Source organism: Rhizobium sp. BK312, assembly GCF_014193605.1.
Taxonomy (GTDB): Bacteria; Pseudomonadota; Alphaproteobacteria; order Rhizobiales; family Rhizobiaceae; genus Rhizobium.
The window spans coordinates 826,058-852,504 of sequence record NZ_JACHZP010000002.1 but is presented as its reverse complement, the minus strand read 5'-3'; the positions used below and the strand labels follow the sequence as shown (position 1 = coordinate 852,504).

The following is a 26,447-nucleotide window of genomic DNA, read 5'->3' as shown; positions in this document are numbered from 1 at the left end:
TTTTTATCTCGACAATGGGCGTTTCCCTTGTTTATGTTATCGATAACATTTGATGTCAAGGGAGGACATACAAGATGAGCAAGCCACCAATCCTGCAGATTGGGCCCTACCCGCAATGGGATCAAGAGCCGCTCGACGCAGCCTTTCAGGTTCATCGCTATTTCGAGGCGGCCAACAAGGACGAATTGCTCGCCGAGGTCGGACCGTCGATCAGGGGCATTGCGACACGCGGCGAACTCGGCGCCAACCGCGCCATGATCGAGGCCTGCCCCAAACTGGAAGTCATTTCGGTCTATGGCGTCGGTTTTGACGCTGTCGACCTGCAGGCCTGCCGCGAGCGCGGTATCCGTGTCACCAACACCCCTGACGTCCTGACCAATGATGTCGCGGATTTGGGAATCGCGATGATGCTCTGCCTGTCGCGCGGCATGATCGGTGCAGAGACATGGGTGCGTGACGGCAGCTGGGCGCAAAAAGGGCTTTATCCCCTCAAGCGCCGCGTCTGGGGACGGCGTGCCGGCGTGCTCGGTCTTGGCCGCATCGGCTTTGAGGTCGCCAAGCGCCTGAAGGGCTTCGACATGCAAATTGCCTATTCGGACGTCGAGGCGAAATCTTACGTATCAGACATGACCTTTGTCGCCGATCCGGTCGAGCTCGCGACACAATCGGATTTCCTGTTCGTCACGCTCGCCGCGTCGGCGGCGACGCGGCATATTGTCGGTCATAAGGTGATCGAGGCGCTCGGCCCGGAAGGCATGTTGATCAACATCTCCCGCGCGTCCAATATAGACGAAGACGCCCTACTCGATGCGTTGGAGACCGGCAAGCTCGGATCGGCAGCGCTCGACGTCTTTGAAGGCGAGCCAAAGCTCAATCCGCGCTTCCTGGCACTCGACAATGTGCTGCTGCAGCCCCACCATGCCTCCGGCACGGTTGAGACGCGCAAGGCCATGGGTCAACTGATGCGCGACAATCTCGCCGCTCATTTCGCCGGCCAGGCGCTGCCCACACCCGTTCTTTGAGGAGGAAGATATGAAAGCCATCATCGCCCACGCCGCCAAGGATGTGCGGATCGAGGATTATCCTGAGGAAGAACCGGGTGCAGGGGAAGTGAAGCTGAGGCTTGCAACCGGCGGCGTCTGCGGTAGCGACCTACATTATTATCATCACGGCGGTTTCGGCACTGTTCGCCTGAAGGAACCGATGATCCTCGGGCATGAAGTCAGCGCGACCGTGACCGCGCTCGGCCCGGGCGTGCAGGGGCTCGAGGTCGGCCAGCTCGTTGCCGTTTCCCCCTCCCGTCCCTGTCGCACCTGCCGCTACTGCTTGCAGGGATTGCCCAATCAATGCCTCAACATGCGTTTTTATGGCAGCGCCATGCCGTTCCCGCACATCCAGGGTGCCTTCCGCGAGACGCTCGTGGCCGATGCCATTCAATGCGTACCGGCCGATGGTCTGACGCCGGGTGAAGCGGCCATGGCGGAACCTCTGGCCGTGACCTTGCACGCTACGCGGCGTGCGGGCGAGCTTCTCGGCAAACGCATCCTCGTAACCGGCTGCGGTCCGATCGGCGTCCTCTCGATCCTGGCCGCACGCCGCGCCGGTGCCGTCGAGATCGTCGCGACCGATCTTTCGGATTTCACCTTGTCGCTTGCCAGGCAAGCAGGTGCCGACCGGGTCATTAACACAAAGGACGAACCTGAAGCGCTTGCCCCCTATTCCTCCGAAAAGGGCACGTTCGATGTGCTCTATGAATGCTCGGGCGCGGCGGCAGCCCTCGCCGGTGGCATCGCGGCACTGAGACCGCGAGGAATCATCGTACAGCTTGGTATCGGCGGCGACATGAGCCTGCCGATGCTGGCGATTACGGCCAAGGAGTTGGAACTGCGTGGCTCTTTCCGCTTTCATGAAGAGTTTGCGGTTGGCGTCGATCTGATGCGCAAGCGCCTTATCGATGTGCGGCCGCTCATCACCCACACAGTACCGCTTGCCGATGCGATCAGTGCTTTCGAAATCGCGTCGGATCGAAGCCAGGCCATGAAGGCGCAGATCGCCTTCAACTGAGCGAAAGCGGCGCGAAATCCACTCGGTTGAAGCTGATGAGGGCGTTCGCGCCCGTTCAGTCTAGGTCGGCGCCGATCGCTTTGAGCGCGGCGCGGGCAACCTGTTCGTCCTGCTCGCCGGAACCCGAACCGACGCCGATGCCGCCGAGAAGCGCGCCGCCGACGCGGATCGGCAAACCGCCGCGCAACCCCGTCATCCCGCCGTCGGTGGCGATTGCCAGCGGCACTCGCGCATGGTCCGGTAGCGAATGGCTGGGAGCGCCGATGGAGGCAGCCGTCTGTGCTTTAGCACCGGCGCTTTTCAGCGACTGAAAACGCGAACCGCGCATGCGGAAGCAGCCGAGCGTCACGCCGGATTGATCGACGATGACGATGCATTGCGGCTGGCCCATCGCGCTCGCCGCTGAAATGGCGGCATTCAACAAGGTCATCACACCTTCGTCACTCAAGACGCTCGACGTCAGAACGTGGCTCATGCACTATCCTCCTCATTGCGGACTCATCGAGATATGTTATCGATAACAGATCAACGCACGATCTAGCATTACGGGAGGTATTGTCACAATGTCGTTCTTCGAAATCATCGACCCGGCCTTTGGGAAGTTTGTTCTTGGCAATGCTCCTGTCAAGCAGATCGCCACCGGTTTCGACTGGGTGGAAGGCCCTGTCTGGTTCGGAGATCTGAATTGCCTGCTGTTTTCGGATATTCCCAACAACCGCATCATGCGCTGGATACCGGGACTCGGCACCAGCATCTTTCGCGAACCTTCGAATTTTTCGAACGGCCATACGCGTGACCGGCAGGGCCGGCTCGTCAGCTGTGAGCATGGCGCCAGGCGTGTCACGCGCACCGAATATGACGGCTCCATCACGGTGATCGCAGATCGTTACCAGGGCAAGCATCTGAATTCACCCAATGATGTGATCGTCGCCTCGGACGGTGCGATCTGGTTTACCGATCCGCATTACGGCATCGCGACGGATTACGAGGGATATAAGAGCGATCAGGAGCTGCCGTGCAATGTCTACCGGGTCGATTCAACGGGGTCGATGCAGGCCGTGCTGACGGATTTCAATTGCCCGAACGGGCTTGCCTTCAATCCTGACGAGACGAAGCTTTATGTCGCTGATACCGGTCGCATGCATAGCAACGATCCGCAACATATCCGGGTCTTCAACGTCGGCCAAAACTGGCAGCTCTCCGGCGGCGAGGTATTTCATGCGATTTCGCCGGGCTGTGCTGACGGTATGCGCTTCGACAGCGACGGCAATCTCTGGTCTTCGGCAGCCGACGGCGTGCATTGCATCGCGCCCGACGGCCATCTCATGGGCAAGATTCTGGTACCGGAAACAGTGTCCAATCTCTGCTTCGGCGGTCGCGGCAAGCACAAGCTTTTCATGACGGCAACGACAAGCGTCTACGCGATCTCCTTGAACCGAAGCGGCGCACTGTGACAGCGGCGCAAAGGCGTCGGGCGAAATGAGGCGACCCTAAATCATGCCTAGGACCATCCTGCCCTGAAATCTGAGGTGACGGCAAAGCACTCGTCACGGAGCGATTGCCGTGTCGGCCCGCAACAGACGATCTCAGCGTAAATCGGCCTGCGGCCTGGAGCACGAAGCGGCATGCGTGATCGGCGCCATATTGGCGGACAAGGCACGCTCCTGCCGGCGCGCGGCATCCTGCAGCAGGCTTGCCATTCCAGTCACGGAAATGCGATCCGCGCGCATGACCTGGCGGATCAGCGGATCTTTGAGAACCTCGGCGATTGTCAAGTCCCTTTGGGTCATGGTTACCTCCTGTTCGTTGGAGCAGAAGATAAGCCGCTTTGTTAGCAGTGCGATGTCAGAACCCGGACAAAAACAAGGCATTTCGTTCGATTTTGTTACAGAATAATTGCAAAACCCAAAGCAGTACATATTCCAAAATTACAATAGGACCCTAGTTGACCGCTGGGAGAGGTTGATTTCCTTGAAATCGGCCGAACTGGGAGGGGCCGCCTGCTCCGCGAGGATGCAACGTTTTGGAATATCCAAGCCATAATTTTGCAACTTTTGCGCTTATCATCACGCGCTGCAGGGGGATTTTAAGATTAACTATCGACGATTGGCCGTGCTATGTATTCCTCAGATCAGACCACAGAAGATGAGCGTCTCATCTACCATGCAGATCTTCTCAGCCAGCTTTCAAATCCCAAACGCCTTGAGGTCTGTATTCATCTGTCCGGCCGTGAGGAGGATGTAAATAGCCTAGCCAAGAAGCTTGGAATATCGCAATCAGCGCTCAGCCAGCACCTGACCCGCTTGCATCATTCCGGCATCGTCAAAGTGCGTCGTCAGGCGCAGTATAGATACTATACCTGCGATCATCCGGCCGTGTTGCAGATCCTCAAGACACTTGCGGGAATTTTTGATGCTGAACTCAAAGAGCATGGCAGTCGCGAGGAGAAATCGTAACGCAGCACCGATACGGCTCTGCTGGTTGGCCTTCAAAAATGTAAATTGCGAACGGGCCAGGCAGAATGTGGCCCGTTCGCAATCGATCAAACGCCGCGCCTGTTTCCCCAGATGATCACGTGCAGTTGCGGTAGCACCCTCGCCTCGAACCATCGATCATTGCTGACCTTTTCCACGAGCCAGCGCATCCGCTCGACGATGCCGTCAATATCGACAATGGTATCTTCTGCATCGGCTGGCGGCGGCGTGTGATTGCCGGGTTGCAGATAGACGGGCAATTGAGGATAGCGAGCAGCCGCGTCTCGCGCATATTCATAGTCGAGATCATCGAATATGACGATCTTCAAGGCGATCTGCGGTCCGTCGCCTGCCATGCGCAGACAGTCGTCGAAGGCGATCCAGTCCGTCGCCATGCCGCTCGATGGAGGCTTCGGGCTCAGCACGAGCACATCGAGTTCGGCGAACCATTCCCTGGCCAAGCTCCCTTGAGTCTCCAGCGCGAAGCGATATCCCTCCGCATGGCCGCACGCAATCAGCGGGCCGAGCGGTTGGATCGCAGGATTGCCGCCGGAGAGCGAGATGGTCAGCGATTTGCCGCCTGAAAGTCGCGTTACCTCCTGCCAGATCTCATCGACCGACATCGGCCGCCATTGATCGCGATAGTCACTATCGACGGCATGCAGCGTATCGCACCAGGAGCAGCGATAATCGCAGCCGCCGGTGCGCACGAAGATCGTCGGAAGGCCGATCAGGATGCCCTCGCCTTGGATCGTCGGCCCGAAGATCTCGCTGACGCGAATGGGCGCTTCGCTCATGGCCGGTATTCCGCCCAGGTCTTCGGCGTTTCGCTGACTCGCACGGCAGATGTCTGCGGCAAGCGCTCCTTGCACCAGTCATAGAAATGCTTGGCGAGATACTCCGAGGTCACCCGGTCATGTCCAAAGACATCATTGAGATGGCGATGATCGAACGCTTCGTCGATATAGCGCTTCAGCGGCTGCAGCTCATGATAGTCTCGCACGAACCCGTTCTCGTCCAGTTCGCCGGCCGAAAGCTCCACAACGACGATATAATTGTGCCCGTGCAGGCGCGCACACTGGTGATTGGCAGGAAGATGCGAGAGCTGATGCGAGGCGGAGAAATGAAACTCCTTGGTGATGCGATACATCACTTCACCTCCTCAGCCGAAAAGCCCGATGTCGCGGCAACCCAGAAGTCGGCATCGTCATATTCCGTGGGATCTGCGATACCAGCGAGATGGAAGGCTTCGCGCCGCTCCACACAGGTGCCGCAGCGGCCGCAATGGCGCTCTCCGCCCTTGTAACAGGACCAAGTCTCGGCAAAGGGCGTTTCATGCCGGGCACCGTCGGCAACGATATCCGCCTTGGAGATCGTCACATAAGGCGCGTAGAGCGAAACGCTGGCATAGCCCTCAAGCGCGTGGTTCTGCATCTGCTGGAAGGCGTCGATGAACCCCGGACGACAGTCGGGATAGATGAAATGATCCCCGCCATGGACCGCAACGGCGACGGCATCCGCCTTCTGCGCCGCCGCAAGCCCGAACGCGATCGCCAGCATGATCGCGTTACGGTTCGGTACGACCGTCGCCTTCATGGTTTCCTCGGCATAGTGCCCGTCCGGCACCTCGACATCATCTGTCAGAGCCGATCCGGTCAGATGCCGGCCGATGGCGGTGATGTCGATGATTTCATGCGGCACGCCGAGACGCTTGGCGCAGGCGCCCGCAAATTCCAGCTCCTTGCGGTGCCTCTGGCCGTAATCGAAGGAGACGAGGCCGATAAGCTGATGTTCGGCTACGACCTTATGGGCGAGCGAAACGGAGTCCAATCCGCCGGAGCAGATCACGATAGTCTTCATAATTCAGGATCCCTTGTTTTGACCGGGTGGGCTGCGACCGGATTTCATGGCTTTTCAAAGCCACGGCGGGGTCTCTAGCAGCAGAAACCGGAGGAAACAAGGCAATCGTTCATTTCATCGCAACGCGCCGGCAGCTGCCCAGCGCGTTGCGATGGCTGTGATGTCTTTAGCTGACGCCTGCAAACTTTCCCGAGATGTTGAGATCCGGATAGTAACCCACAGGCTTACCGCCGACAGTCTGGCCGCCGGTCAGGCTGCCCTGGATCTCCGGCCCGAAGAAGGAATAAGGGAACGTCGACGGCAAGGCACTCACATCGTCGAGGCGTCGGCGCAGTTCGTGCGGTATCGTGAATTCCAACGCGCCGAGATTATCCTTTAGCTGCTCCAGTTTCGTCGCGCCGACGATGATCGAGGCAATGCCGGGCTGCGTCATCGCCCAGTTGACCGCTACCTGTGCCATGCTGCGGCCAAGCTCGCCAGCCACCTTTTCCAACTCGGCGACGATTGCCCAGTTGCGCTCGTTGAACTTCTGAAACCCGGGATTGGTCGTGCCCCGCACGGTTTCGAGCCGTCCGGCTGTCTCTCCCTGGCTGCTGGGGCGATATTTGCCGCTGAGCAGACCGCTCGCAAGCGGGCTCCAGGCCATGATGCCCGCACCGTAACGCGTCCCGAACGGTACGAATTCATTCTCGATATTGCGCTCGGCCAGAGAATATTCGAGCTGAAGCGCCGAGATCGGCTCGTAACCGCGATATTCGGCAATGGCCTGGGCGCGGCTCGCATACCAAGCCGGAACATCGGATAGGCCGACATGCCGGACCTTGCCCGAGCGCACCAGGTCGTCAAAGGTACGCATTGCCTCTTGCGGTGGCGTCAGGCGGTCCCAGCAATGCATGAGGTAGAGGTCGATATAATCCGTGTTGAGCCGCTTCAACGACCCTTCGACCGCCCGCAGGATATTCTTGCGGCCATTGCCGGCCGCATTCGGCGTCTGGGCCGCAAGGTTCATGGTGAATTTGGTCGCAATGACGGCATCGTCGCGCAAGCCGCGCTCCGCAATGAACTCGCCCAGCCAGGTCTCCGACGTACCACCGGTATAGGCATCGGCGGTATCGAAAAAATTGCCGCCGGCATCGACATAGGCATTGAAGATGGCCCGCGCCGCTTCCTTGTCGGCGCCCCATCCCCATTCCGTGCCGAAGGTCATGGTTCCAAGCGCAAGCCGCGTCACCTTCAGTCCGCTATTGCCCAGCGTGTAAAATTCCATGCTCATCGCTATTCTCCTCTGTGGCGCACCAATTCAGTGCTCATAGCTTCGCTGCTTTTCGTCCGTTCGATAAGGTCATTTAATTTGCATTCATTATGCGATATTGCTCAGCAATGGATCGCGATCTGCTCACACATTTGCCTATCGTCGCCGCCGTCGCCCGCCGCGGCGGATTTGCCGCCGCGGCCAGCGAACTGGGCATGAGCCCATCGGCCGTAAGCCATGCCGTTCGGCTGGTGGAAGAAAGACTTGGACAGCCGCTCTTCGCGCGGACGACCCGCAGTGTTGCGCTAACGGAAGCCGGAAAAAGCCTGCTCGGAACGATTAATCCAGCGCTGCAGGACATTCACGATCGTATGGAGCGCATCAAGGCGGCCAAGGGAAAGCCGAGCGGCCTGCTGCGCATCAATGCCTCCCGTATCAGCCTGCCACTTGCGATAACCCGCGTCATCAGGGCCATGGCGGAACGCTATCCGGAGGTCGAGGTCGAGATATTCTCCGATGAGCGGTTGACCGATATCATTTCCGAGGGTTTCGATGCCGGTATCCGCGTGGGCGAGATGATCGCTCAGGATATGGTGGCGGTCCGCTTGACCCCGCCTTTCCGCGCGATCGTGGTCGCATCCCCCGATTATATCGGACGGTTCGGGCGGCCGAAGACGCTGGCGGATCTCGCAGGTCACACATGCATCGGTTATCGCCTTATCCGCTCCGGCGGCCTTTACCAATGGGAATTCGTCGACAACGGGCGCGATGTCGCCGTGACCGTCCGCGGCCAGGCGATCGTCACGGAATCGCATTCAGCCGTCGAGCTTGCGCTAGCCGGCGTGGGACTGGCTTATGTCTTCGAGCCGCTCGTGCAGGCGGAGATCGCATCCGGCAAGCTTGTTCAGGTCCTCGGCGACTATGCGGTGACGGAAGCAGGCCTTTTCCTCTACTTTCCGCGCCGCGCCGAACTGGCGCCAAAGCTCAGGGCTTTCATCGACATGGTGCGTCAAGTCAGTCGCGAAGCAGCCACCAGCTAGGCGAAAGTACGTTGACCGCGAGCAACATGCTCACGAATGGTCAAATTGCGCGGGGCCGATCCCAAATGCGCAGGAAACGGAAAGCTCGTCGCGATCCGCAATGAATCGTGATTGCCGTCTGCCGTCACTCCCGGCAGTCATAGTGCAAAAGCGTCGCCAATGAGGCATTCAGGAGAGCTGCGCCATCCGCCATCAGCCTCCAGACCAAATGATCGATAAGCGCCAGGAGGAGGAACCAGTGCAAGATATCGCAATAAAGAAGGCGCCGAGCCCGATCGACGTCGAAGTCGGCAAACGTATCCGCGCGCAACGGCGCCTGCTTGGCATGAGCCAATCGGCGCTCGCCGAGAAATTGGACCTTACGTTCCAGCAGGTCCAGAAATATGAAAAAGGCGTCAACCGCGTCGGCGCAAGTCGTCTGCAACGTGTTGCTGACAGCCTCGGCGTCCCGATATCGCACTTCTTCGATAATGCAGCCTTTGACAATTCTATTCCAACCGACGCGCCACACGCCGTCCGCAACGATCTCGTCAGCTTTCTTTCGTCCGAAGAGGGCATGGAGCTCAATCGGGCCTTCACGAAAATCAAGGATGCCAGGACGCGCCAGAAGATCGTTGGCCTTCTCAAATCACTGGCCTTCGCCTAGCCTTCCCGATCGAGCCGGCGCGCTGCTTGGCCTTCAGCATCAACTTGTGATGCGCGGCGTGCGAATGACCTTGAGGAACAGGGCGTTCATCGCGTCTGTGATACCTTGCGTCGGGCTCACCTCGAAATAGAGGCCAGGTGAGGCGCACGTCTGCAAGTTGGTGCCGATTTGCGATTGAAACGGCGCGATCCACTGGTTGTACCAGCCGTTTGTCGGCAGGGGAAAATAGGTCGTATAGAGGATAGCGATCTTGATGTTCTGGTTCTTCAACGGCTGACAGAAGGCAGTGGCGAGCGGCTCCTGGCAACGCCCGCCGGTGGTCGGCTTGGTGCAGGTGTTGGGCTTATAGCTGTCGCCGACGCCGTCAGTGACAAGAAAGAGAACCTTCTGACGATCGGAGCTGGTTTTTCCGCTGCCGCCCGTACCGATGATCGGCGCGAGTTGCGTCAACATCGCATCGAAACTCGTATCCTGGTCGCTGTTGTCGTTCTGTCCATGAACAGACATCAGGTCCACATTCTTGCTGATGGCATCGCTGACCTGCGCCATATCGGATGATAGCGGGGATACGTTGGTCAAGCCAATTGTCGAGGTATCTTTACCGAATGTATAGACGGCCATCCTGTACTGATCGGATGTCACCCGGTTCGTCTTGGCAGTATCCGTAAGCGACTGTGTCGCCAGCCCGACGACGCCAATGCGGGTCTGGACGCCAAGGCTCTTTGCAAGTTCGTAGTAATTGTTTTTATTGCTGCTGTCGTGGCACGCAAAGGCACATTTGTCCGACGTGTTTGCCACCATTTTATTAATATCGGTTATGGTAGCACCGATCCCCATGGATGGCGTGTTGTCCAGCAGCATGTAGAAATCCATGAAGGTCGCCGTCTGATACTGTGCAGATGCCGAGCCGCTGACGGGAATGGATGTTTTTCCGATAATCTGACTCAACGTCGTCGGTACGTTCGCCGAAAAATTGACCGTCGATGAGACGACATTTCCCGTGCGCATTACCCCGGCGCTGACGTTGACCGGTATGTTCTGAATATCGCTGGACGCCTGGCCGTAGAAGAGCTTGTTGGCATCGCTTTGACCGATCGTGACGGTGCCGTCGCTTGTCATGGCCATGGCAGCCGCAACCGCCGGCGACGAATCCGCGATTGCGCCGACCGCGGCCGCATCGGCAGCATTCTGCAACTCCGTCCGCACGAGCATCGCATTGGTGATATCGAGCGCCAGTCCCCCAGCCGCGATCAACGGAACAGCGACCAATGCTGTTGTGATCCCGAAATTGCCCGACCGATCCAGAAGCAGCTGTCCCGAGAGCTTGCGCACGGCATAAAGGGACTTCAGATAAATCGTAAATCTCTTCACAAGCAAACCTTCTACATTATAAGTTGCGGCGTCGAAACATTCGCTAAAATGAAAGTATTATTACTTTCAAATATACTTATGTATATTATATTCGAGAGATATTTAGATTCTCATAAGGGAGAGTTTCTCAATTATACTTCCAATATTCAGGGCAAATTTACCAAGAATCCGTAATATATCTGTGCATAGCGCAAATGGCGGATGGAAATCGGACGCGATGAACTCCCCGTTCGAAACGAAAAAGATGCGCAAAATCTAATACTTCGTAAAGAAGATATACAGCGGACATAAAGCCGAAGGTTGCAGAAATTGCAATTTCACGCAAAGTATCTTTACTTGATTTTCAGTGTTTACCCGTGAAAGCAGCAGTGTCGATATCAGGCGCAGCTGACCGCATTGGAAACTGCCACTCACCCTGATGGCTATTGTTGGGATCTTTGCGTGCGCGTTCTTTCCTGCATCTTCACGGAGCACAATCTGTGGCTCGTTCTCCTGGCGGCGCTCGTCTGTGTCAGCGGCGGATGGATCACCCTCAACCTGCTCCAACGAGCCGAAAAGACGCGCGAACTTCAACGTGGCGGTTGGATTTTTCTGACCGCCGTGGCTGCCGGGTCGTCGATCTGGTGCACGCATTTCATAGCCATGCTGGCCTATGAAGTCGGAGCGCCGGTCACCTTCGATCCCATCCTGACGATGGCCTCGTTTCTTTTGGCCGTTATCGGCTGTGCCGGCGGGTTTACGATCGCCTTATCGCGCCTGCCGCACATCGCACCGGAATTCGGCGGAGCCGTCGTCGGCCTTGCCATCACCAGCATGCACTATACCGGTATGCTGGCCTACCACGTCGATGGCATCGTTGAGTGGAACCAGGGTTATGTTGCCGCTTCTGTTGCCCTTTCGGTGATTTTTGCGGCGCTTGCACTCAATCAGGCCGTGCGCCGGCCTTGGCAGCTCTCCCCGATCGCCGGCCTCGCTCTCTTCGTCATCGCCGTGGTCTCGCTTCATTTTACGGCGATGACGGCCGTCTCTGTCACGCCGCTTGCAACCGGCGCTGCGATTGCGGACGCCTACGCACTGAAGGCTATGGCGGTTGCCGTTGCCGGCGGCGGATTGCTGATCATCGGTACAGGCGTGGCAAGCTACATGATCGACGAGCGGGCCTCGCGCGAATCCATCGAGAAGCTTCAGCATATGGCACTCAACGACCTGCTGACGGGCCTACCTAACCGCAGCAGTTTTGCCGACTATCTGCAGCGCGAGATCGGTCATGCCAAGGAAGACGGCGTAAAACTCGCGGTCATCGGCATCGATCTCGATCGCTTCAAGGAAATCAACGACCTGCGAGGACACAAGGCTGGCGACCAGGCACTGATGGCAATCGGACGCCGCCTGCTGCGCCTCGTCCGGGACGGCGAGTTCGTGGCTCGTGTCGGCGGTGACGAGTTTGCTGCCGCCAAGCGCTTCAGCGAGCAGAGCGAACTTCTGGATTTCGTGGCCCGGCTGGAGAAGGTTCTGTTCGAGCCCATCCGGATCGACGATTTCGAGACGGCGACAGGGGCCAGCATCGGTGTTGCCATCTATCCCGACGATGACGTCGACCAGGAGCGCCTGGTCAGCAACGCCGATCTCGCCATGTATCGCGCCAAGGCAGACATCGGCCGCGCCGTCTGCTTCTATGAATCCAAGATGGATGAAGCCGCGCGCGCCCGTCATACGCTCGCACAGGACCTGCGTCGGGCTGTCGAATTGGATCAGCTCGACCTGCACTATCAGGTACAAACGTCGGTTCGCACCGGGCAGATTTGTGGTTACGAAGTCCTCCTCCGCTGGCATCACCCGGAGCGTGGTGCGGTGCCGCCTTCGGAATTCATTCCGATCGCAGAAGAAAGCGGCACGATCCTCGTCATTGGCGAATGGGTTTTGCGCACGGCCTGCAAGGAGGCGGCATCATGGGAACAGCCCTACAAGATCGCCGTCAACCTCTCGCCTGTACAGTTTGCTCATGCGGATCTCGCTAAGCTCGTTCATACGATCCTTCTCGAAACCGGCCTTGCGCCGTCGCGGCTGGAACTTGAAATTACCGAATCCACAATCATTGCCGATAAAACGCGGACCTTGCATGTCCTACGGCAGATCCGGGCTCTCGGCGTGACCGTCGCCATCGATGATTTCGGCACCGGATATTCCTCGCTCGATACGTTGCGATCCTTCCCCTTTGACAAGATCAAGCTCGATCGTTCCTTCATGAGCGAGGTGGATCATAGCATTCAGGCAAAAGCGATCGTTCGCGCGGTACTGACGCTCGGCAAGAGCCTGGATATCCCTGTTCTGGCGGAAGGCGTCGAGACCAACCATCAGCTCGAAATCCTGCGCGTCGAAGGCTGCGACGAGGCACAAGGCTTCTTCCTCGGCCGGCCAAAGCCCGTCGGGCAGATCTTTCAAGTGGAGACGTCGGCAGACGACGACGAGGCGTCGGCATTTTCCGGCCGGTTGCCGCCGCATCGCATGCGGCGTCGCTAGGAAGTTCCACACGCGTCAACGCAAAATCTGCAGCAAGTGCAGGACGCAGACCTGCGCCCTCCCTCACTTATGCTTGATTTCGTCAGCTGCGGCCGTTCGCGATATCAGATCGAACGGTCCGAAACCTCACCGATCCATTCGCTTTCAAGCTCGATCGCAACGGCGGAGCGGATATCGAGAGCATTGGCGGCCACGAGAAACTCATAGCGCCCGGCGATGGCTCGAAATGCTCCGATACGCTCGTCGAAATAGCTCAGATCGCGCGGACGAACGACAAGAGAGGCGGTGCCTTTTTCACCCGGCATCAGCCGAAGCTTGGTAAAGGCGCGTAACTCCTTGTCCGGCCGCTCGAGCGCCGAAACAGGGGGCCGCACATAAAGCTGCACGAGTTCGGAACCGGTTCTGTCGCCGGTATTGGCGACATCGACTGTTACGGTGACTCCCTCAGCGCCCATTCTTGTTGCCGAAGCCTGCGCCTCGCCCCAGGAAAATCGCGTATAGCCAAGACCGAAGCCGAAGGGGAACAAGGGCTCAATATTGCGCGTATCGTGATGGCGATATCCGACGAAGACGCCCTCGGCGTAACGCACATGCCCATCCTTGCCGGGATAGACGGATGCGTCGCCAACCATGGCGGAGTTATCCGATAGGCGCTTCGGGAAGGTTTGCGGCAGACGTCCGCCGGGCTCGACATCGCCGAAGAGTACATCGGCAACGGCATGTCCGAGCTCCTGGCCGGGATACCACATCTGCAGCACGGCTCGAACCTTGCCGAGCCAGGGCATCTCGATGGGGCCGCCGGTCTGCAGCACGACAATGGTATTGGCGTTGGCGGCCGCCACCCGGTCTATGAGTTCCTCCTGACGGCCCGGCAGGCGCATATCGGGCAGATCGAGGCCCTCCGTATCCCACTCGCCGTCGCGGCCGACAAAGAGCAGAACGACGTCTGCATCGCTTGCCTTTTGGACGGCATCCAGCATCGCCTCTTCGCCGAGCGGCTTCTCCACGCCGAAGCGTACCGCCGTCAGATTGATCCCCTCCTCGGTCGTCGCGGACGAGCAATATTCGACCACCACCTTGTAGCTCTGTCCGGCTTCCAGATGGATGCCCTGTCGCTGCTCGACATTGGCAGTGCCGAAGTAATTGTCGCCGCGAGCCCAGCCGTCATAGCCGTTGACGACGAGCTTGCCATCGACAAAGAGCTTGGCGAGACCCGCATTCGTCATGCCGAATACATGCTCGCCGCTCTCCGTTGGCACATAGGAGGCTGTCATGCGGGCGGAGAACTCATTGGGATCGAGTTCCGAAGATGGCAGATCGAACCAGAAGAACTCGCCCTTGCTTGCCGTTTCGGTGGCGATCACCGGCCCCGTAAGGTCGCGGCCTTTAAAATAGTCCACCCGCATCTCACCTGAGAAGACATTGATCAGGCGATTGTTGCGGCAGCCGGTAGCATGGTGAATGCTGTTGGCATTCGACAGTGCCTGCCGGATGCCTTCCAAGGGGCTGACCCTGTAGTGGGCTGCGATCTGGGCGCTGCCGCCACCCATGACCCGGGCTTCGGCGGCATTCGGCCCGATAACAGCCACATGCCCAAGGCCTGCCTTCTGCAGCGGCAGAATGCCGTCGTTCTTCAAGAGCACGGCACCCTCGGCTCCGAGCTTGCGGATCAGCGCGCGATCCTCAGGCAGATCAAGCGCGTGTTCGCTCAAATCGGGCACCTTCTCGAAGGCGCCGACCCGCTCAAGCAATGTGAGAATGCGGCGAGCAGCCTCGCGCACGGTTTCCAGCTTGACCTCGCCGTTGCCCACCGCCGCCACGAGCTTCTCGCCACGGTCGCGCGTCGGACCGGGCATTTCCAGATCGAGCCCGGCGTTGACGGTCGCCGCTGTCGAATGGGAGCCGAACCAGTCCGACATGACGATGCCGTCGAACCCCCATTCCTCCCGCAAGACTTTGGTCAAAAGCCAGGGATGCTCGCTCGTATAGGTGCCGTTCAGCCTGTTATAGGAGGACATGACGGCCATAACGCCGGCCTTCTTCACGGCCTGCTCGAACGGCGGCAGATAGATTTCGCGAAGAGCACGCTCGTCGATATCCGACGACATCGTTTGGCGCTCGATCTCGGATTCATTGCCGGCAAAATGCTTGATCGTGGCGGCAATACCCTGGCTCTGCACACCCTGGATATAGGCTACGGCAAGAGCGGCCGTCAGCATCGGATCTTCCGAATAGCATTCGAAATTGCGGCCATTGAGGCCGGAGCGGTGAATATTGACCGTCGGCGCCAACAACACCGAGGCGCCCTTGCTCTTGGCCTGGCCGGCGAGCGCCACGCCCATACGTTCGACAAGGGCGGGGTCCCATGTGGCGCCAAGCGCGATCGCAACGGGAAAGCAGGCTGCATTGACGCCGGCAACCAGCGAGCCGGCGCCGCGGGCTCCGTTCGGCCCGTCCGTGACCTTGATCTTCGGGACACCAAGGCGCTCAACCGGCACCGTGGTCCAGAAATCGGCGCCCGACAGCAGCGAAACCTGCTCTTCAAGCGTCATCCGGTCGAGAATATCGTCGATCATTAGGCCTCCCGAGCAATTCCCTGGCTGTTCCACCGTCCATCCGCGATGGAGATTCGCATTTAAGACAAACAAATCATAAACACGCCAGATGTTCTTCCGATAGTGCGATATGTGGATGAAATCCCATATCTTTTTTCGTCGACATTCAGCTTGTATCCCCTGCGGAACACGCTTCGCAACCGATCGGAAATCATAAGTTCGGCACAGGAATGGACGTCCCCGATTGCCGTACCGGTCAAAAGCGCCGGTTCGATAAAATGCGAATAATCTTTTTCCGAATAAATTTGACCGTGTCGGATTTCATGAGCCCAACTCATGGAGCCGAGTATGCGTTCACTTCTCGTCGCTGCAAGCTTTCTCTTCGTCGCCGGTCTGCTGTTTTCGACGGCAACGACGGCAAAACCCGTGGCAAATACCGCCGCGGCGCATGCGCATCAATTTGCGCGCGAGGTGACGGATGCGAGCGTACCCGTCGGCTGGATCAACTTCTGCAAAGCGCAACCAACCGAATGCGTGGCTGGCCAAAAGAGCACGGAATTCGTCAATCTCGATCGCGATCATCGGCTGCAACTGCAGCAGATCAACAGCCTGGTCAATCACGAGATCCAGGGCATCGGCGACAATGATCATTACGGCATCTACAAGCTCGGCATCGTCAATTGGTGGACCTATCCCGACGATGGTGCCGGCAACTGCAACGACTATGTCCTCTTGAAGAAGAAATTGCTCATCGAAGCAGGCTGGCCACGGTCTGCCCTGCTGCTGACGGTGGTCCTCGACACCCATAACGAGGGACATCTTGTCCTGATGGCGCGCACGAACGACGGCGATCTCATCCTCGACAATCTCACCGACACGGTCAAAAACTGGAGCGGAACGGGCTATACCTTCATCAAGCGCCAGACGGCCGACGATCCGAACAACTGGGTTCGGCTGGAATCCGGTCGCACACCCGAAGAGCTTGCCATGATCAGCAAGGCCTTGGCGTCTCATTCACAGTGATTGGCAGCCCAATAGCTATCGACCAGACCTTTGCCGTCTTGGTCCAGGATGGCAAAATTGCCGGGAATGACGACGAAGAAGCGTTCTCCGCTTTCCGCACCGGCGGTGCCATTTGCACTTGCCGCGTCGACACGACCACAGACGACGAAGCCTGGCATTCGTTCGCTCGGCTTGGCCACCAGAATATGGATGGCAGAGGGCGGCACCTCCATCCGGCGCGCGACCGCCGCCTTGGCCAGCGCCGGGACATCCGCCATGGTCGGCAAGGCTTCGCCGGGGGCGGCTGCAAGCAAGATGCTCCCTGCGATCACGAGATGTTGCATCGACATCCTTTCGAAAGCCTGGACCACGGGAACGCAACCCTGGACGGCTATATCCCGTATGCCTCTGCAGCCGAAAGCTGCTTTGATCGAAGTTTATTGTGATTCGCGGGGCGGAAGAAGCTTGCGCTCTTGCCTTCGGATAACGATCGCGTATCAAGATCGTCCCCGCGCCGGGGTACATTTTGGAAAGTCAGCTTGCGAATGCGAACACGCCTATCGATACTCCCGGCACTCGGTCTCCTTTTTATCCTTGCATTGACGAATGCCGCTTCCGCGCATGAGCTCGTGCGCGTGCCGCCGGGCAATCGCAACAGCGTCCAGCCGCCCATACCGAACACCTCGGTACTGCGGGCCAAGGCCTTCAACACGACCTACGACGAAAAATACCAGAAGATCGTCGGCGTGCTTCGCGACGACAAGGTCTTGATGGCCTCGATCAGGAAGGCTGGACAGGCCTACCAGATCGACCCCATCCACATCGTTGGCGCGCTTGTCGGCGAACACACCTACAACATCACGATCGTCAACAGGGTGAAGTCCTACTACGTCAAGGCGCTCGCCTATTCGCAGTCCGATTTCAAGTTTGCCTATAAGGACGTGACCGTCCAAACCTTCCTGAAAAAGCCGGAATTCGCCCCTTGCAACGCCTTCACCGGCAGCGCCGAATTGTGGGAATGCCGTGACGAGACCTGGGACAAGAGTTTCCGAGGCAAGGTCATCGACGGCGTCACCTACGAAAACATGACGTTCCAGCGCGCCTTCTTCCAGCCTTTCTTTGCCGGCCAGACCTTCGGCCTTGGGCAGATCAGCCCTTTGACCGCCCTTGAAGTCACCGATCTCGTCCATGCGACGAGCGGCCTGCCGAAGCTTTCCGTCGATGATCCGCAGGCGATCTACCGCGACATCATGGATCCCGATCGCAGCGTGATCTATATCGCCGCTATCGTAAAGGATGCCATCGACGCCTACCGCGCGGAGGGTTTCGACATCACCGACAATCCCGGCCTGACGGCAACGCTTTACAATGTCGGCCAGCCGCGCCGCCGTGCGGCCGCCCTGCGGCAAGCAGCGGACGCTACGGGCGGGAAGAAACTGCCGGAAGAAAATTATTATGGCTGGCTGGTGAACGATAAACTACCGGAGCTGCGCGGGTTGCTCGGCAGCGACAATAGCCAATAGGCCGGCAGAACTTCACCCATGATGACCATCGGCCTAATCAGGTGATCAGGCTGACGCGATCATTGGCAATCTTGTTTTCGACCCAGGCTCGTTCATTCTGCCAATCATGCCGCTTCCACCCTTCCCAGCCAAAGCCGCATAGCTTGACGTCCCATTCGGACGCGGGGAACCTTGCGAGTGCATAACGGATGCCAAGGAAGCCGGTGCTGGGAAAGACCTTGTGCATGTGACGCTCAGAAATACCGAGCTCACCGCAGCCTGCAATATAGGTCTGCGGCGGCATGATGCGGATCTCCTTGCCGGCCCTGCCCAGCAACTCGATTGCCTGCATCGTCCAGTCAGCCCGTCGGCCCCGCAAACGCTGGAAAATGTTGGGTCTTGGATGATATTTGCGAATGATATCGGGGTGGTAGGCCAGCATGAAGACCTTTGCGGCCTTAAGCGCAGCGTTATCCATGAAGCCAGGATCGAGAAGCCGCCGATACAGGATCTTGCTCGAGGCAGCCAGCATGATCATGTCGGTGCGCTCGCCGCTCATGCCGCCGGAAAGGACCGGCTCGTTGAAACGCATGACGAATTGCGCCTCGTCTACGATACCGGCGATATCGCGTTCCAGCTTGCCATTGCCGATAATGATTGCAGTCTTACGCACCAATACGGTCGTCCAGAGAATACGGGCCGTGCATTAGCAAGAGGTTCTGACAGGACACTGAAACATTGATGAGGCGGAACTGAAATCCCTTCGACCCAGTCGCAGCAGCGCAAAGCAAATGAATTGGCTACAGAAAGTAACGGAACTTCAGTGGAAGCAGCGCCGCGCCGATCGCGCTGGCATCACCTTTGGTTTCGCTGAGAACCAGCCGAGGTCCGGGCGGCGCGGCACCGTAGCGGTGCGGACGCTGCGACGGCAGGCGGGCACGCGCGATCATCATTCGTCCAAGCTCGGGTGGCAGCTGGCCACCGAAGACGATGGCCTGCGGATCGACGACGCCCGTAAGGGTGGCGATCAAACGGTCGAGCATCGGCATGGTCTTGGAGAGCCAGCTCTCCACACCCGGCCAGGAAGGATCGAAATCCTGCCGCAGCTCCTCGACGGAACCTATGTCGACACCACTCTCCCGCAATGTGGCGATGAGATATTGCAAAGCCGGCCGGCGCAGCATTTCGTCCGGATTGTAGATGATGCTGAATTCCCCGGCATTCCCATGGAAGCCCAGATAAGGCCTGCCCTCCAGGATGAGGCCGCCGCCAAATCCATAATTGAAGGAGAGATATGCAAAGGTCTTACACCAGCGCCCGACACCGCGCAGACTCTCGCCTATGGCGCCCGTCGTTGCGTTGTTGTCCAACCAGACCGGAACTCCGAACATATGCTCGAGTTCCGGCTGCAGATCGACCAGAGACCAGTCGCGCAGGGGCTCCGGAGCGTTGAAGCGACGATCATCGCCGACGAAGAAGCCCGACATGGCAAAGCCAAGTCCGATGACACTCGCGCGCGATATTTCGTGGCGCGCCAAGATTGAACTCAGTTTCTCGGCAAGGATTGCCAGCGTTGCCTTGCGGTCGACCGGCACGCCCCTCAGCACCTCCTGATCGACGATGTCGCAGCCGAAATCAGCAAGCGACAGTGTCACGGCATCGGTATTGACGGAAATACCAACCGAATAAACCGCCTGCCGCTCCAGTTCGATCGTCGGGCTCGGCTGCCCGCGCGCGCCCTTAAATGGCGCACCGGCGCGAAGCAAGCCGCGAGCCACTAGCGCCTCGACGAGACGATATATCGATTGCTGCGTCAAATTGGTGTGGGCCGTAATGGTCGCACGCCGGATCGGTTCGTGATTGCGGACAATATCGAGGATGAGGCGCTCGTTCTCGCTTGCCAGTGGGAATTTTTCCAGCGCTGCCATGACTGCAATCCTGATCCTGTCGTACCGACCTAGCCGTTCGCCTATCCGGGCACAATCCGGACCTATATATTCGCTGCCGCTCGTCATAAATATTACACTTTATGTGTATTAATAACCATAACAGCGATCGGTGCCAATGCACTGCGTCGGCCATAGCCATTGGTGCTCACATTCGACATCGAACCCCGCATCCGCTCATTCCGCCTCCAGCTCACGAAAGCTCTTCCCATGCACAGCCAGATCGCCGCCTCTTCCTCACGCCGCCCAGCCGATATTTACGACCTTCTCTCGCGGGCCAATCCGGATATTCTGACGATCGCCCATCGTGGGCTTTGGTCGGCAGCTCCCGAAAATTCATTGGCGGCAATCCGTGCGGCAGCCGAGCTTGGTGTGGAATTCGTCGAAATCGACACGCAGGCGACTGCTGATGGCCATCTCGTCGTCATTCACGACAAGACGCTGGACCGCACCACGTCGGCTAAAGGTGTGGTCGGAGCGAGCAGCTTTGCCACAATCCGCGAGGCCCGACTGCGTGCCGGCGCTGGCGGAGAGATGACGGCGTTGACCGATGAGCGTGTTCCCACGCTCGAAGAGGCGCTGGAGGAGGCGCGCGGGCGCGTCTTCGTCAATATCGACACGAAATTTCCGCGTGAATTGCCGCAAGTCATTGCCGCGGTGCACCGTCTGGGTGCCGAGGATCACGTCATCATCAAGTCGGATGTCGAGCCGCAAAGCGGCTCCTTTCCTGTACTCGATGCCGATTGGTTCGGCTCGATCCCGCATATGCCGATGTTTCGCGTCCGGCCCGGAAAATTCACCGAGGATCTTCGAATGATCGAACCGCTCAAAGCGCCGATGATCGAGGTGAAATTTACCGACATCGCCGATCTCGCAGCCGGGCGCGAGGAACTGGAACGCCAAAATATCCGGCTCTGGATCAATACGCTTGATGTCTCCTACAACCTCGACTTCAGCGATAGCCGGGCGCTTAGCGACCCGGAAGGCGTATGGGGAACACTCGTTGATGCCGGCGTCGGCGCCATCCAGACCGATACGAACGTCGAATTCAAGCAGTGGCTCGCGACCAGAAGCGGCAAATAAAGGCCCTTCGGTTTAACGCACAGACAAGAAAGCCCGGGCGACCTCCCGTTGCCCGGGCTTTTGCGTCCTCCCGCGCTGGTAGCAATCTAAAGCGAAGCCTTCGCGCTCGCGAAGATGGGCGTTTCTCAAGAGCAGCCTTACCAATTTTGGTCATCTGAAAGGCAAATGCTGCACCGCAAAGGAAATGATGCGAAAATGAATTAAAACTGATGTGAAAATGAATTTTGAATGTTGACTTAAGGAATCGCTGAACTAGTTCCCGCTCATACGCCGGGGTCCGCCCCATCCATAGCGACCATATAATCCTGCATAATCCTGTGCAGCCGTTCCAGCAGCTAAGACGCTGTTACGGCAAGGAATATTCGTGCGGTTACGAGGTCGCATCATAGCGCAGTGGGACTTCAGTATCGCATGAGCAGCATCACTGGACGGCTCGTCAAAGGAAGCATGTGGCTAAGCCTGTCGCGGACCATCGTGAACGGACTTGCAACGCTCAGCACCTTCGTATTGGCCCGCTATCTCGCGCCCGCCGATTTTGGCGTCGTCGCCCTTGGCATGACGATATTGATGATCGTCACGACCATTACCGAACTTTCCCTTTCGGAGGCGCTGATCCGTCATGCTGCACCGGACGAATCCCATTTCAGTGCCGCCTGGACCCTGAATGCCGCGCGCGGGCTGGCGATCTGCATCCTGTTTGCGATCTTTGCCTATCCGGCGGCGGCCCTTTTCAATGAGCCTAGACTGGCGGGCGTCATGTTCGCTCTCGGCATCAGCATGCTGCTTGGTGGTCTCACGAATCCGCGCCGCATCATGCTGCAGCGCGATCTGATCTTCTGGCAGGAGTTCGTGCTTGCGGTCTCGCAGAAATTCGCCGGCTTCGTCGCCTCCGTTGCAATCGCCATCATCTATCAAAGCTATTGGGCGCTGATCGTCGGCACGCTGATCAGCCAGGCGACGAATGTCATCGTCTCCTATCTCGTGCTGCCCTTCCGCCCCAGGATCACCTTCCAGCACATGCGGGAGTTCTTCTCCTTCTCCGCCTGGCTGACCGCCGGCCAGATCGTCAGCACGCTCAACTGGCGCTTCGACTATCTGCTTGTCGGCAAGATGCTCGGCGGCATCCAGCTCGGCTATTATTCGGTCGGCAGTAACCTCGCCATGATGCCGACGCGGGAGGCGACCGCTCCACTCACGCAGACGATCTATCCGGCTTTTGCCGGTATTCACAACGATCCCGGTCGGTTAGCCGCCGCCTATCAGCGCGTACAGGCGCTGGTCGCGGCAGTCGCCCTTCCAGCCGGGATCGGCGTTGCCGTGACGGCCGATCCGTTGGTGAGGCTCGCGCTCGGCGATAAATGGGCGCCCGTCATCTTCATCATCCAGTCGCTTGCTTCTGTCTTTGCGCTGCAGACGCTGGGCTCGCTCGTACAGCCGCTCGGCATGGCAAAGGGCGAGACGCGCGTGCTCTTCGTCCGGGACACGCAGATGTTCTGCCTGCGTGTCCCGATCATGATCGGCGGCCTGATGCTCTATGGCCTTCCGGGGGTCATTGCCGGCCGCGTCTTCACCGGCCTCTTCAGCACGGCCGTCAACATGATGCTCGTGCGACGCTTCACCGGCATCACCGTTGCAAAGCAATTGTCGGTGAACCTTCGGGCACTCGCGAGCGTCGCCATCATGGCGGCGGGCGTCTCTTTTGCCTCGAGCCATCTTGCCTACACGGACGACAAGTTCGTGCTCGTAACGCATCTCGCAATCCTGATCCTGCTCGGCGGCCTGCTCTATTGCGGTTCGACGCTCCTGCTGTGGACGCTGATGAAGCGGCCGGCCGGCCCGGAAACGGAGGTTCGAAACATACTCGGCAAAGTGCTGCCGAGACTTCGGCCTGCCTGAAACGCGCGGCCGACACCGGCCGGATTGTTTGTCATCTGAATGGGGGAATGGGGAAATGACATTACCAGGAAATCAACAGCTGATCGCCAAACTGGACAACATGATCCACGATTGCCTGAAGGATTACATCAGCAATGATGAACCTCTGGCGATCCTCGACTTTCCCGACATCCGCAACTGCGGCGACTCCGCCATTTGGCTCGGTGAAATGGCTTATCTCAACAGGCGATACGGCAAGCGCCCGGCCTATGTCTCGCGCATCGACGATTTCTCGCCCGAGCAACTCGAGCGCACCATGCCGACCGGCCCGATCTTCATTCATGGCGGCGGCAATTTCGGCGACATATGGGATGCGCATCAGGACTTCCGTGAACGGGTTCTGGAGCGATTTCCCAATCGGCAGGTAATCCAATTCCCGCAATCCATCCATTATAAATCGCAGGCACGCATAGAGGAAAGCGCCCGCGTCATCGGACGTCACAAGCATTTCGTATTGCTGGTGCGCGACGAGGAATCGAAAGAGTTTGCCCATAAGCACTTCGATTGCGAGGTGCGTCTTTGCCCGGACATGGCCTTCAGCATCGGCCCAATCCGGCCGGAGGCCCCGGAATTTCCCGTGCTTGCCATGTTGAGATCCGATCTTGAGAAGGTGGGCGACGCCAATCTCTCCGCCTATCCCGATATCCCGAAAGAGGACTGGACGACCGAATCCGCCAAGCGTGTGCGCATCTCCAAGGCGATCGGCGCGGCAACGGCTCTCATGGCTCTCAAACCGGCTGAAATAAGACTGCGCAAGCTCGACGCAGCGGCACATAATCGTCTTAGACGCGGCATACGCCAGATTTCCCGCGGCCAGGCGATCGTCACGGACCGTCTGCATGTCCATATCTGCTCGATCCTGCTTGGACGGCCGCATGCGGTGCTGGACAATAGCTATGGCAAGATACGCCGGTTCATGGCGGCATTTTCCGGTGGTACTGATCTCGCTTACCGCGCGACCTCGCTCGACGACGGTATCGCCTGGGCACGCCATCAGGCGACACAGCCATTGGCTGCTGCCTGACAGGCCGTGTCGTAGGCCTGCAAAAATAATCAGGCGAAAGCGCTTCAAGTGCCTTCGCCTGATATTGGCTCGATCCAGCCTGGGAAGCAGCCATCCGAGCAGCGCAGACAAACCGCCTGCCCTTTCCCAAAATCGCTCTTAACGGGCGTTGTACTTCGCATCGACCTCGTTGATGGCCTTGACGTTGCCGGCCGAGCGGCCATTCTCGTCAAACGTCTGCGCCAGGAAGGCATCAGCAATCGCCTTGGCGAGCTCAGTGCCGATGACGCGGGCACCCATGGTGATGATCTGGGCATTGTTCGAGAGCGCCGCGCGCTCCGCCGAATAGGTGTCATGGGTCAGAGCAGCGCGAATACCCGGCACCTTGTTGGCCGAGATGCAGACGCCGATGCCGGTTCCGCAGACGAGGATCGCCTTGTCATAGGTGCCGTCGATGACGCCGGAGGCGACGCGGTCGGCGAGGTTGGCGTAAAACGCATCCGGGCCTTCATCGGTGCGCGACACTTCGCTCACCTCGAAACGATGCTTCAGATGATCGGCGAGAACCTTGGCGAGGCCTTCGCCGGCGCTGTCTCCAGCAATAGCAAGCTTCATGATATGTCTCCTCAGAGTTTGGTGGCGCACTTGGCCAGGATGTCGAGATAGCCCTCGACGTTCCAGGCCGAGCGGCCGATGAAGAGCCCGTCTACGTGCGGGCAGGATATGAGTTCTTCGCAGTTTTGCGGATTGACGGATCCCCCGTAGAGACAGGGGATCTTTCGACCGAGTACCTTTTGCGCGACCGCGACGATTTCAGCCTGGCGCGCATCAGCATAGGAAGGCTCTGCAGGGATTCCCTTCTCGCCGATCGCCCAGACCGGCTCATAGGCGAGCAGGATCTCAGCCTGCTTCTGCGCGTCCGGGAGCTTCGACAGAGCGCCAATGACCTGCTCGCTCAGGATCTCCGTTGCACGACCGCTCTCACGATCGGCCAGCGTTTCGCCGATACAAATCAACGGGATCAAGCCATGACGAACAGCCGCCTCTGTTTTGAGGCCGACGGTCTCGTTGGTCTCGCCAAAATACTCGCGACGTTCCGAATGCCCGAGTTCGACGATATCGAGATTGCAATCCTTCAGCATCAACGGCGAGATTTCCCCCGTCCACGCACCCTGGTCGGCCCAATGCATGTTCTGGGCGCCCACCTTGACGGAGCTCTCCGAGAGGATCGATTTGACTTCCCGCACGGCCGTGAAGGGTGGAATGACAAAGCGCTGGATGCGAGGATCCCGAAGAGCATCGGCGGCACGCAAGGCCTCAGCGAAGGCGCGGGCCTCGGCAAGCGTCTTGTTCATCTTCCAGCTCGTGCCGATCCAATAGCGAGGCTTCTCTGTCATGTCATATCCTGGTTCGAGGCGATGGTAAGTGTGATGCCGTCGCGGCGAAATTGCTCGACAATGGCAGCATCAGGCACGTGATCGGTAATCACGGCGTCGAAATCGGACAGATCGGCCATCACATGCAGGGCCGTATGGCCGATGCGCTGATGGCTGACGAGCAGGCAGCTTTTGGCAGCCGATGCGATCATTGCCCGCTTGGTACGCACGACGTTGTCGTCCATATGATAGGCAAGCTTACCGGAAACGGCTGGCGTCGACAGGAAGGCGATGTCGGCGCGCAGCCGTGACAATGCCTCCTCGGTAACGACGCCCAAAAACGCGTTGAACTTGGCGGAATAGATGCCGCCAAGCGCAATCAAGGTGATGCCGCTTTCGTTCTTCATCCGATCGATGATTGCGGCATTGTTGGTGATCAGCGTCAACGGCCGCTTCTGCAGCAGCATCTCACCCAAAACGGCTGCCATCGACCCATCGTTGATCATGACGGTCATGCCGGGCTCGACCAGTTCCAGCGCCGTGCGCGCCATGGCGAGCTTCTCGTCATGACCCTGGCGCTCGCGGAACCGGAAATCACTTTCGAACTGGGTGCCGGCATCGATCGTCGCGCCGCCTCGGACCTTGCGCAGCACGCCAGCCTGTTCGAGATCATCGAGATCGCGGTGAATCGTCATCTTGGACACGACAAAGCGGTCAGCGAGATCGTCGAGATCGACGGTCTTGTGCTCGACGAGCAGATTGATGATCGATTGCTGGCGCTCTTCGCGTTTCACTTTGCACTCCGGCCTTTGGCTCGA

26 protein-coding genes are annotated in these 26,447 nt (G+C 58.7%); 12 read left to right on the top strand and 14 right to left on the bottom strand.

Going from position 1 to position 26,447, the window contains the following annotated elements; genetic code table 11:
- The first annotated feature begins 74 nt into the window (after positions 1 to 74).
- Positions 75 to 1,022: a 2-hydroxyacid dehydrogenase gene (locus tag FHT85_RS08530; RefSeq protein WP_112412603.1), complete on the top strand. Its 948-nt coding sequence runs from the start codon at positions 75 to 77 to the stop codon at positions 1,020 to 1,022.
- A 10-nt stretch (positions 1,023 to 1,032) separates the two neighbouring features.
- Positions 1,033 to 2,064 (top strand): L-idonate 5-dehydrogenase, encoded by a 1,032-nt coding sequence (locus tag FHT85_RS08525; RefSeq protein WP_112337622.1) that lies wholly within the window; start codon positions 1,033 to 1,035, stop codon positions 2,062 to 2,064.
- 55 nt (positions 2,065 to 2,119) lie between these two features.
- On the opposite strand, the gene FHT85_RS08520 is transcribed toward FHT85_RS08525, so the two are convergent.
- Positions 2,120 to 2,539: a GlcG/HbpS family heme-binding protein gene (locus FHT85_RS08520; RefSeq protein WP_112412602.1), complete on the bottom strand. Its 420-nt coding sequence runs from the start codon at positions 2,537 to 2,539 to the stop codon at positions 2,120 to 2,122.
- Positions 2,540 to 2,627: 88 nt separating this feature from the next.
- On the opposite strand from FHT85_RS08520, the gene FHT85_RS08515 reads away from it, so the two are divergent.
- Positions 2,628 to 3,518: an SMP-30/gluconolactonase/LRE family protein gene (locus FHT85_RS08515; RefSeq protein ID WP_112400050.1), complete on the top strand. Its 891-nt coding sequence runs from the start codon at positions 2,628 to 2,630 to the stop codon at positions 3,516 to 3,518.
- Between the two features lie 132 nt (positions 3,519 to 3,650).
- On the opposite strand, the gene FHT85_RS08510 is transcribed toward FHT85_RS08515, so the two are convergent.
- Complete coding sequence (locus FHT85_RS08510) at positions 3,651 to 3,854, bottom strand: hypothetical protein (protein ID WP_112337625.1); 204 nt, start codon at positions 3,852 to 3,854, stop codon at positions 3,651 to 3,653.
- Positions 3,855 to 4,181: 327 nt separating this feature from the next.
- Here FHT85_RS08510 and FHT85_RS08505 point away from each other — a divergent pair, with 327 nt between their 5' ends.
- Positions 4,182 to 4,520, top strand: a complete 339-nt coding sequence (locus FHT85_RS08505) for an ArsR/SmtB family transcription factor (RefSeq protein ID WP_112337626.1) — start codon at positions 4,182 to 4,184, stop codon at positions 4,518 to 4,520.
- Positions 4,521 to 4,606: 86 nt separating this feature from the next.
- On the opposite strand, the gene queE is transcribed toward FHT85_RS08505, so the two are convergent.
- The 4 genes from queE to FHT85_RS08485 all read right to left on the bottom strand — a co-directional run bounded on the left by queE (position 4,607) and on the right by FHT85_RS08485 (position 7,671).
- Complete coding sequence (gene queE / locus FHT85_RS08500) at positions 4,607 to 5,335, bottom strand: 7-carboxy-7-deazaguanine synthase QueE (RefSeq protein ID WP_112412601.1); 729 nt, start codon at positions 5,333 to 5,335, stop codon at positions 4,607 to 4,609.
- A complete protein-coding gene (gene queD, locus FHT85_RS08495; protein ID WP_112412600.1) occupies positions 5,332 to 5,688 on the bottom strand; it encodes a 6-carboxytetrahydropterin synthase QueD in 357 nt (118 codons plus the stop codon). The genes queE and queD overlap by 4 nt, the downstream gene beginning before the upstream one ends.
- Complete coding sequence (queC, locus tag FHT85_RS08490; protein ID WP_112412599.1) at positions 5,688 to 6,398, bottom strand: 7-cyano-7-deazaguanine synthase QueC; 711 nt, start codon at positions 6,396 to 6,398, stop codon at positions 5,688 to 5,690. Before queC ends, queD begins: the two co-directional genes overlap by 1 nt.
- Before the next feature lie 166 nt (positions 6,399 to 6,564).
- A complete protein-coding gene (locus FHT85_RS08485; protein ID WP_112412598.1) occupies positions 6,565 to 7,671 on the bottom strand; it encodes an aldo/keto reductase in 1,107 nt (368 codons plus the stop codon).
- Positions 7,672 to 7,778: 107 nt separating this feature from the next.
- Here FHT85_RS08485 and FHT85_RS08480 point away from each other — a divergent pair, with 107 nt between their 5' ends.
- Together FHT85_RS08480 and FHT85_RS08475 are read left to right on the top strand one after the other, a co-directional pair.
- Entirely contained in the window at positions 7,779 to 8,690 is a 912-nt protein-coding gene (locus tag FHT85_RS08480; RefSeq protein ID WP_112412597.1) for a LysR family transcriptional regulator, read from the top strand.
- Positions 8,691 to 8,928: 238 nt separating this feature from the next.
- Complete coding sequence (locus FHT85_RS08475; RefSeq protein ID WP_112400063.1) at positions 8,929 to 9,336, top strand: helix-turn-helix domain-containing protein; 408 nt, start codon at positions 8,929 to 8,931, stop codon at positions 9,334 to 9,336.
- Positions 9,337 to 9,375: 39 nt separating this feature from the next.
- On the opposite strand, the gene FHT85_RS08470 is transcribed toward FHT85_RS08475, so the two are convergent.
- Complete coding sequence (locus FHT85_RS08470) at positions 9,376 to 10,668, bottom strand: TadE/TadG family type IV pilus assembly protein (protein ID WP_112412624.1); 1,293 nt, start codon at positions 10,666 to 10,668, stop codon at positions 9,376 to 9,378.
- Positions 10,669 to 11,148: 480 nt separating this feature from the next.
- On the opposite strand from FHT85_RS08470, the gene FHT85_RS08465 reads away from it, so the two are divergent.
- A complete protein-coding gene (locus FHT85_RS08465; protein ID WP_112412596.1) occupies positions 11,149 to 13,227 on the top strand; it encodes a putative bifunctional diguanylate cyclase/phosphodiesterase in 2,079 nt (692 codons plus the stop codon).
- Positions 13,228 to 13,331: 104 nt separating this feature from the next.
- Here FHT85_RS08465 and FHT85_RS08460 read toward each other — a convergent pair whose 3' ends face one another.
- Positions 13,332 to 15,803, bottom strand: a complete 2,472-nt coding sequence (locus FHT85_RS08460; protein WP_112412595.1) for a beta-glucosidase — start codon at positions 15,801 to 15,803, stop codon at positions 13,332 to 13,334.
- A gap of 327 nt (positions 15,804 to 16,130) precedes the next feature.
- Between FHT85_RS08460 and FHT85_RS08455 the strand changes: the two genes are divergently transcribed.
- Complete coding sequence (locus tag FHT85_RS08455) at positions 16,131 to 16,805, top strand: transglutaminase-like cysteine peptidase (protein WP_112337635.1); 675 nt, start codon at positions 16,131 to 16,133, stop codon at positions 16,803 to 16,805.
- On the opposite strand, the gene FHT85_RS08450 is transcribed toward FHT85_RS08455, so the two are convergent.
- Positions 16,793 to 17,128, bottom strand: a complete 336-nt coding sequence (locus tag FHT85_RS08450) for a hypothetical protein (protein ID WP_112412623.1) — start codon at positions 17,126 to 17,128, stop codon at positions 16,793 to 16,795. The genes FHT85_RS08455 and FHT85_RS08450 overlap by 13 nt on opposite strands.
- A gap of 201 nt (positions 17,129 to 17,329) precedes the next feature.
- On the opposite strand from FHT85_RS08450, the gene FHT85_RS08445 reads away from it, so the two are divergent.
- Positions 17,330 to 18,307, top strand: coding sequence for a DUF1402 family protein (locus tag FHT85_RS08445; protein ID WP_112412594.1), 978 nt, complete (start codon positions 17,330 to 17,332; stop codon positions 18,305 to 18,307).
- Between the two features lie 37 nt (positions 18,308 to 18,344).
- Here FHT85_RS08445 and FHT85_RS08440 read toward each other — a convergent pair whose 3' ends face one another.
- The gene (locus tag FHT85_RS08440) at positions 18,345 to 18,962 is read right to left on the bottom strand and encodes a hypothetical protein (protein WP_183774034.1); all 618 of its coding nucleotides are present in this window, start codon (positions 18,960 to 18,962) and stop codon (positions 18,345 to 18,347) included.
- A gap of 124 nt (positions 18,963 to 19,086) precedes the next feature.
- Complete coding sequence (locus tag FHT85_RS08435) at positions 19,087 to 20,214, bottom strand: ROK family protein (protein ID WP_112400040.1); 1,128 nt, start codon at positions 20,212 to 20,214, stop codon at positions 19,087 to 19,089.
- A 228-nt stretch (positions 20,215 to 20,442) separates the two neighbouring features.
- On the opposite strand from FHT85_RS08435, the gene FHT85_RS08430 reads away from it, so the two are divergent.
- The 3 genes from FHT85_RS08430 (at position 20,443) to FHT85_RS08420 (ending at position 24,274) form a co-directional block, all read left to right on the top strand.
- Positions 20,443 to 21,315 carry a glycerophosphodiester phosphodiesterase family protein gene (locus FHT85_RS08430; RefSeq protein ID WP_112337638.1) on the top strand — a complete coding sequence of 291 codons (873 nt, stop codon included), beginning with the start codon at positions 20,443 to 20,445 and terminating at the stop codon, positions 21,313 to 21,315.
- A gap of 411 nt (positions 21,316 to 21,726) precedes the next feature.
- Positions 21,727 to 23,211, top strand: a complete 1,485-nt coding sequence (locus FHT85_RS08425) for a lipopolysaccharide biosynthesis protein (protein WP_015343122.1) — start codon at positions 21,727 to 21,729, stop codon at positions 23,209 to 23,211.
- Between the two features lie 55 nt (positions 23,212 to 23,266).
- Positions 23,267 to 24,274: a polysaccharide pyruvyl transferase family protein gene (locus tag FHT85_RS08420; RefSeq protein WP_112412593.1), complete on the top strand. Its 1,008-nt coding sequence runs from the start codon at positions 23,267 to 23,269 to the stop codon at positions 24,272 to 24,274.
- A 138-nt stretch (positions 24,275 to 24,412) separates the two neighbouring features.
- Here FHT85_RS08420 and FHT85_RS08415 read toward each other — a convergent pair whose 3' ends face one another.
- Genes FHT85_RS08415 through FHT85_RS08405 form a run of 3 tightly spaced genes read right to left on the bottom strand, consistent with a single transcriptional unit; the run spans position 24,413 to position 26,423 of the window.
- Complete coding sequence (locus FHT85_RS08415; RefSeq protein WP_112337641.1) at positions 24,413 to 24,868, bottom strand: RpiB/LacA/LacB family sugar-phosphate isomerase; 456 nt, start codon at positions 24,866 to 24,868, stop codon at positions 24,413 to 24,415.
- An 11-nt stretch (positions 24,869 to 24,879) separates the two neighbouring features.
- Positions 24,880 to 25,650 (bottom strand): triose-phosphate isomerase, encoded by a 771-nt coding sequence (locus FHT85_RS08410; protein ID WP_112412592.1) that lies wholly within the window; start codon positions 25,648 to 25,650, stop codon positions 24,880 to 24,882.
- On the bottom strand, positions 25,647 to 26,423 hold the full coding sequence (locus tag FHT85_RS08405; RefSeq protein WP_112400035.1) for a DeoR/GlpR family DNA-binding transcription regulator: 777 nt from the start codon (positions 26,421 to 26,423) through the stop codon (positions 25,647 to 25,649). The genes FHT85_RS08410 and FHT85_RS08405 overlap by 4 nt, the downstream gene beginning before the upstream one ends.
- Between the last annotated feature and the right edge of the window lie 24 nt (positions 26,424 to 26,447).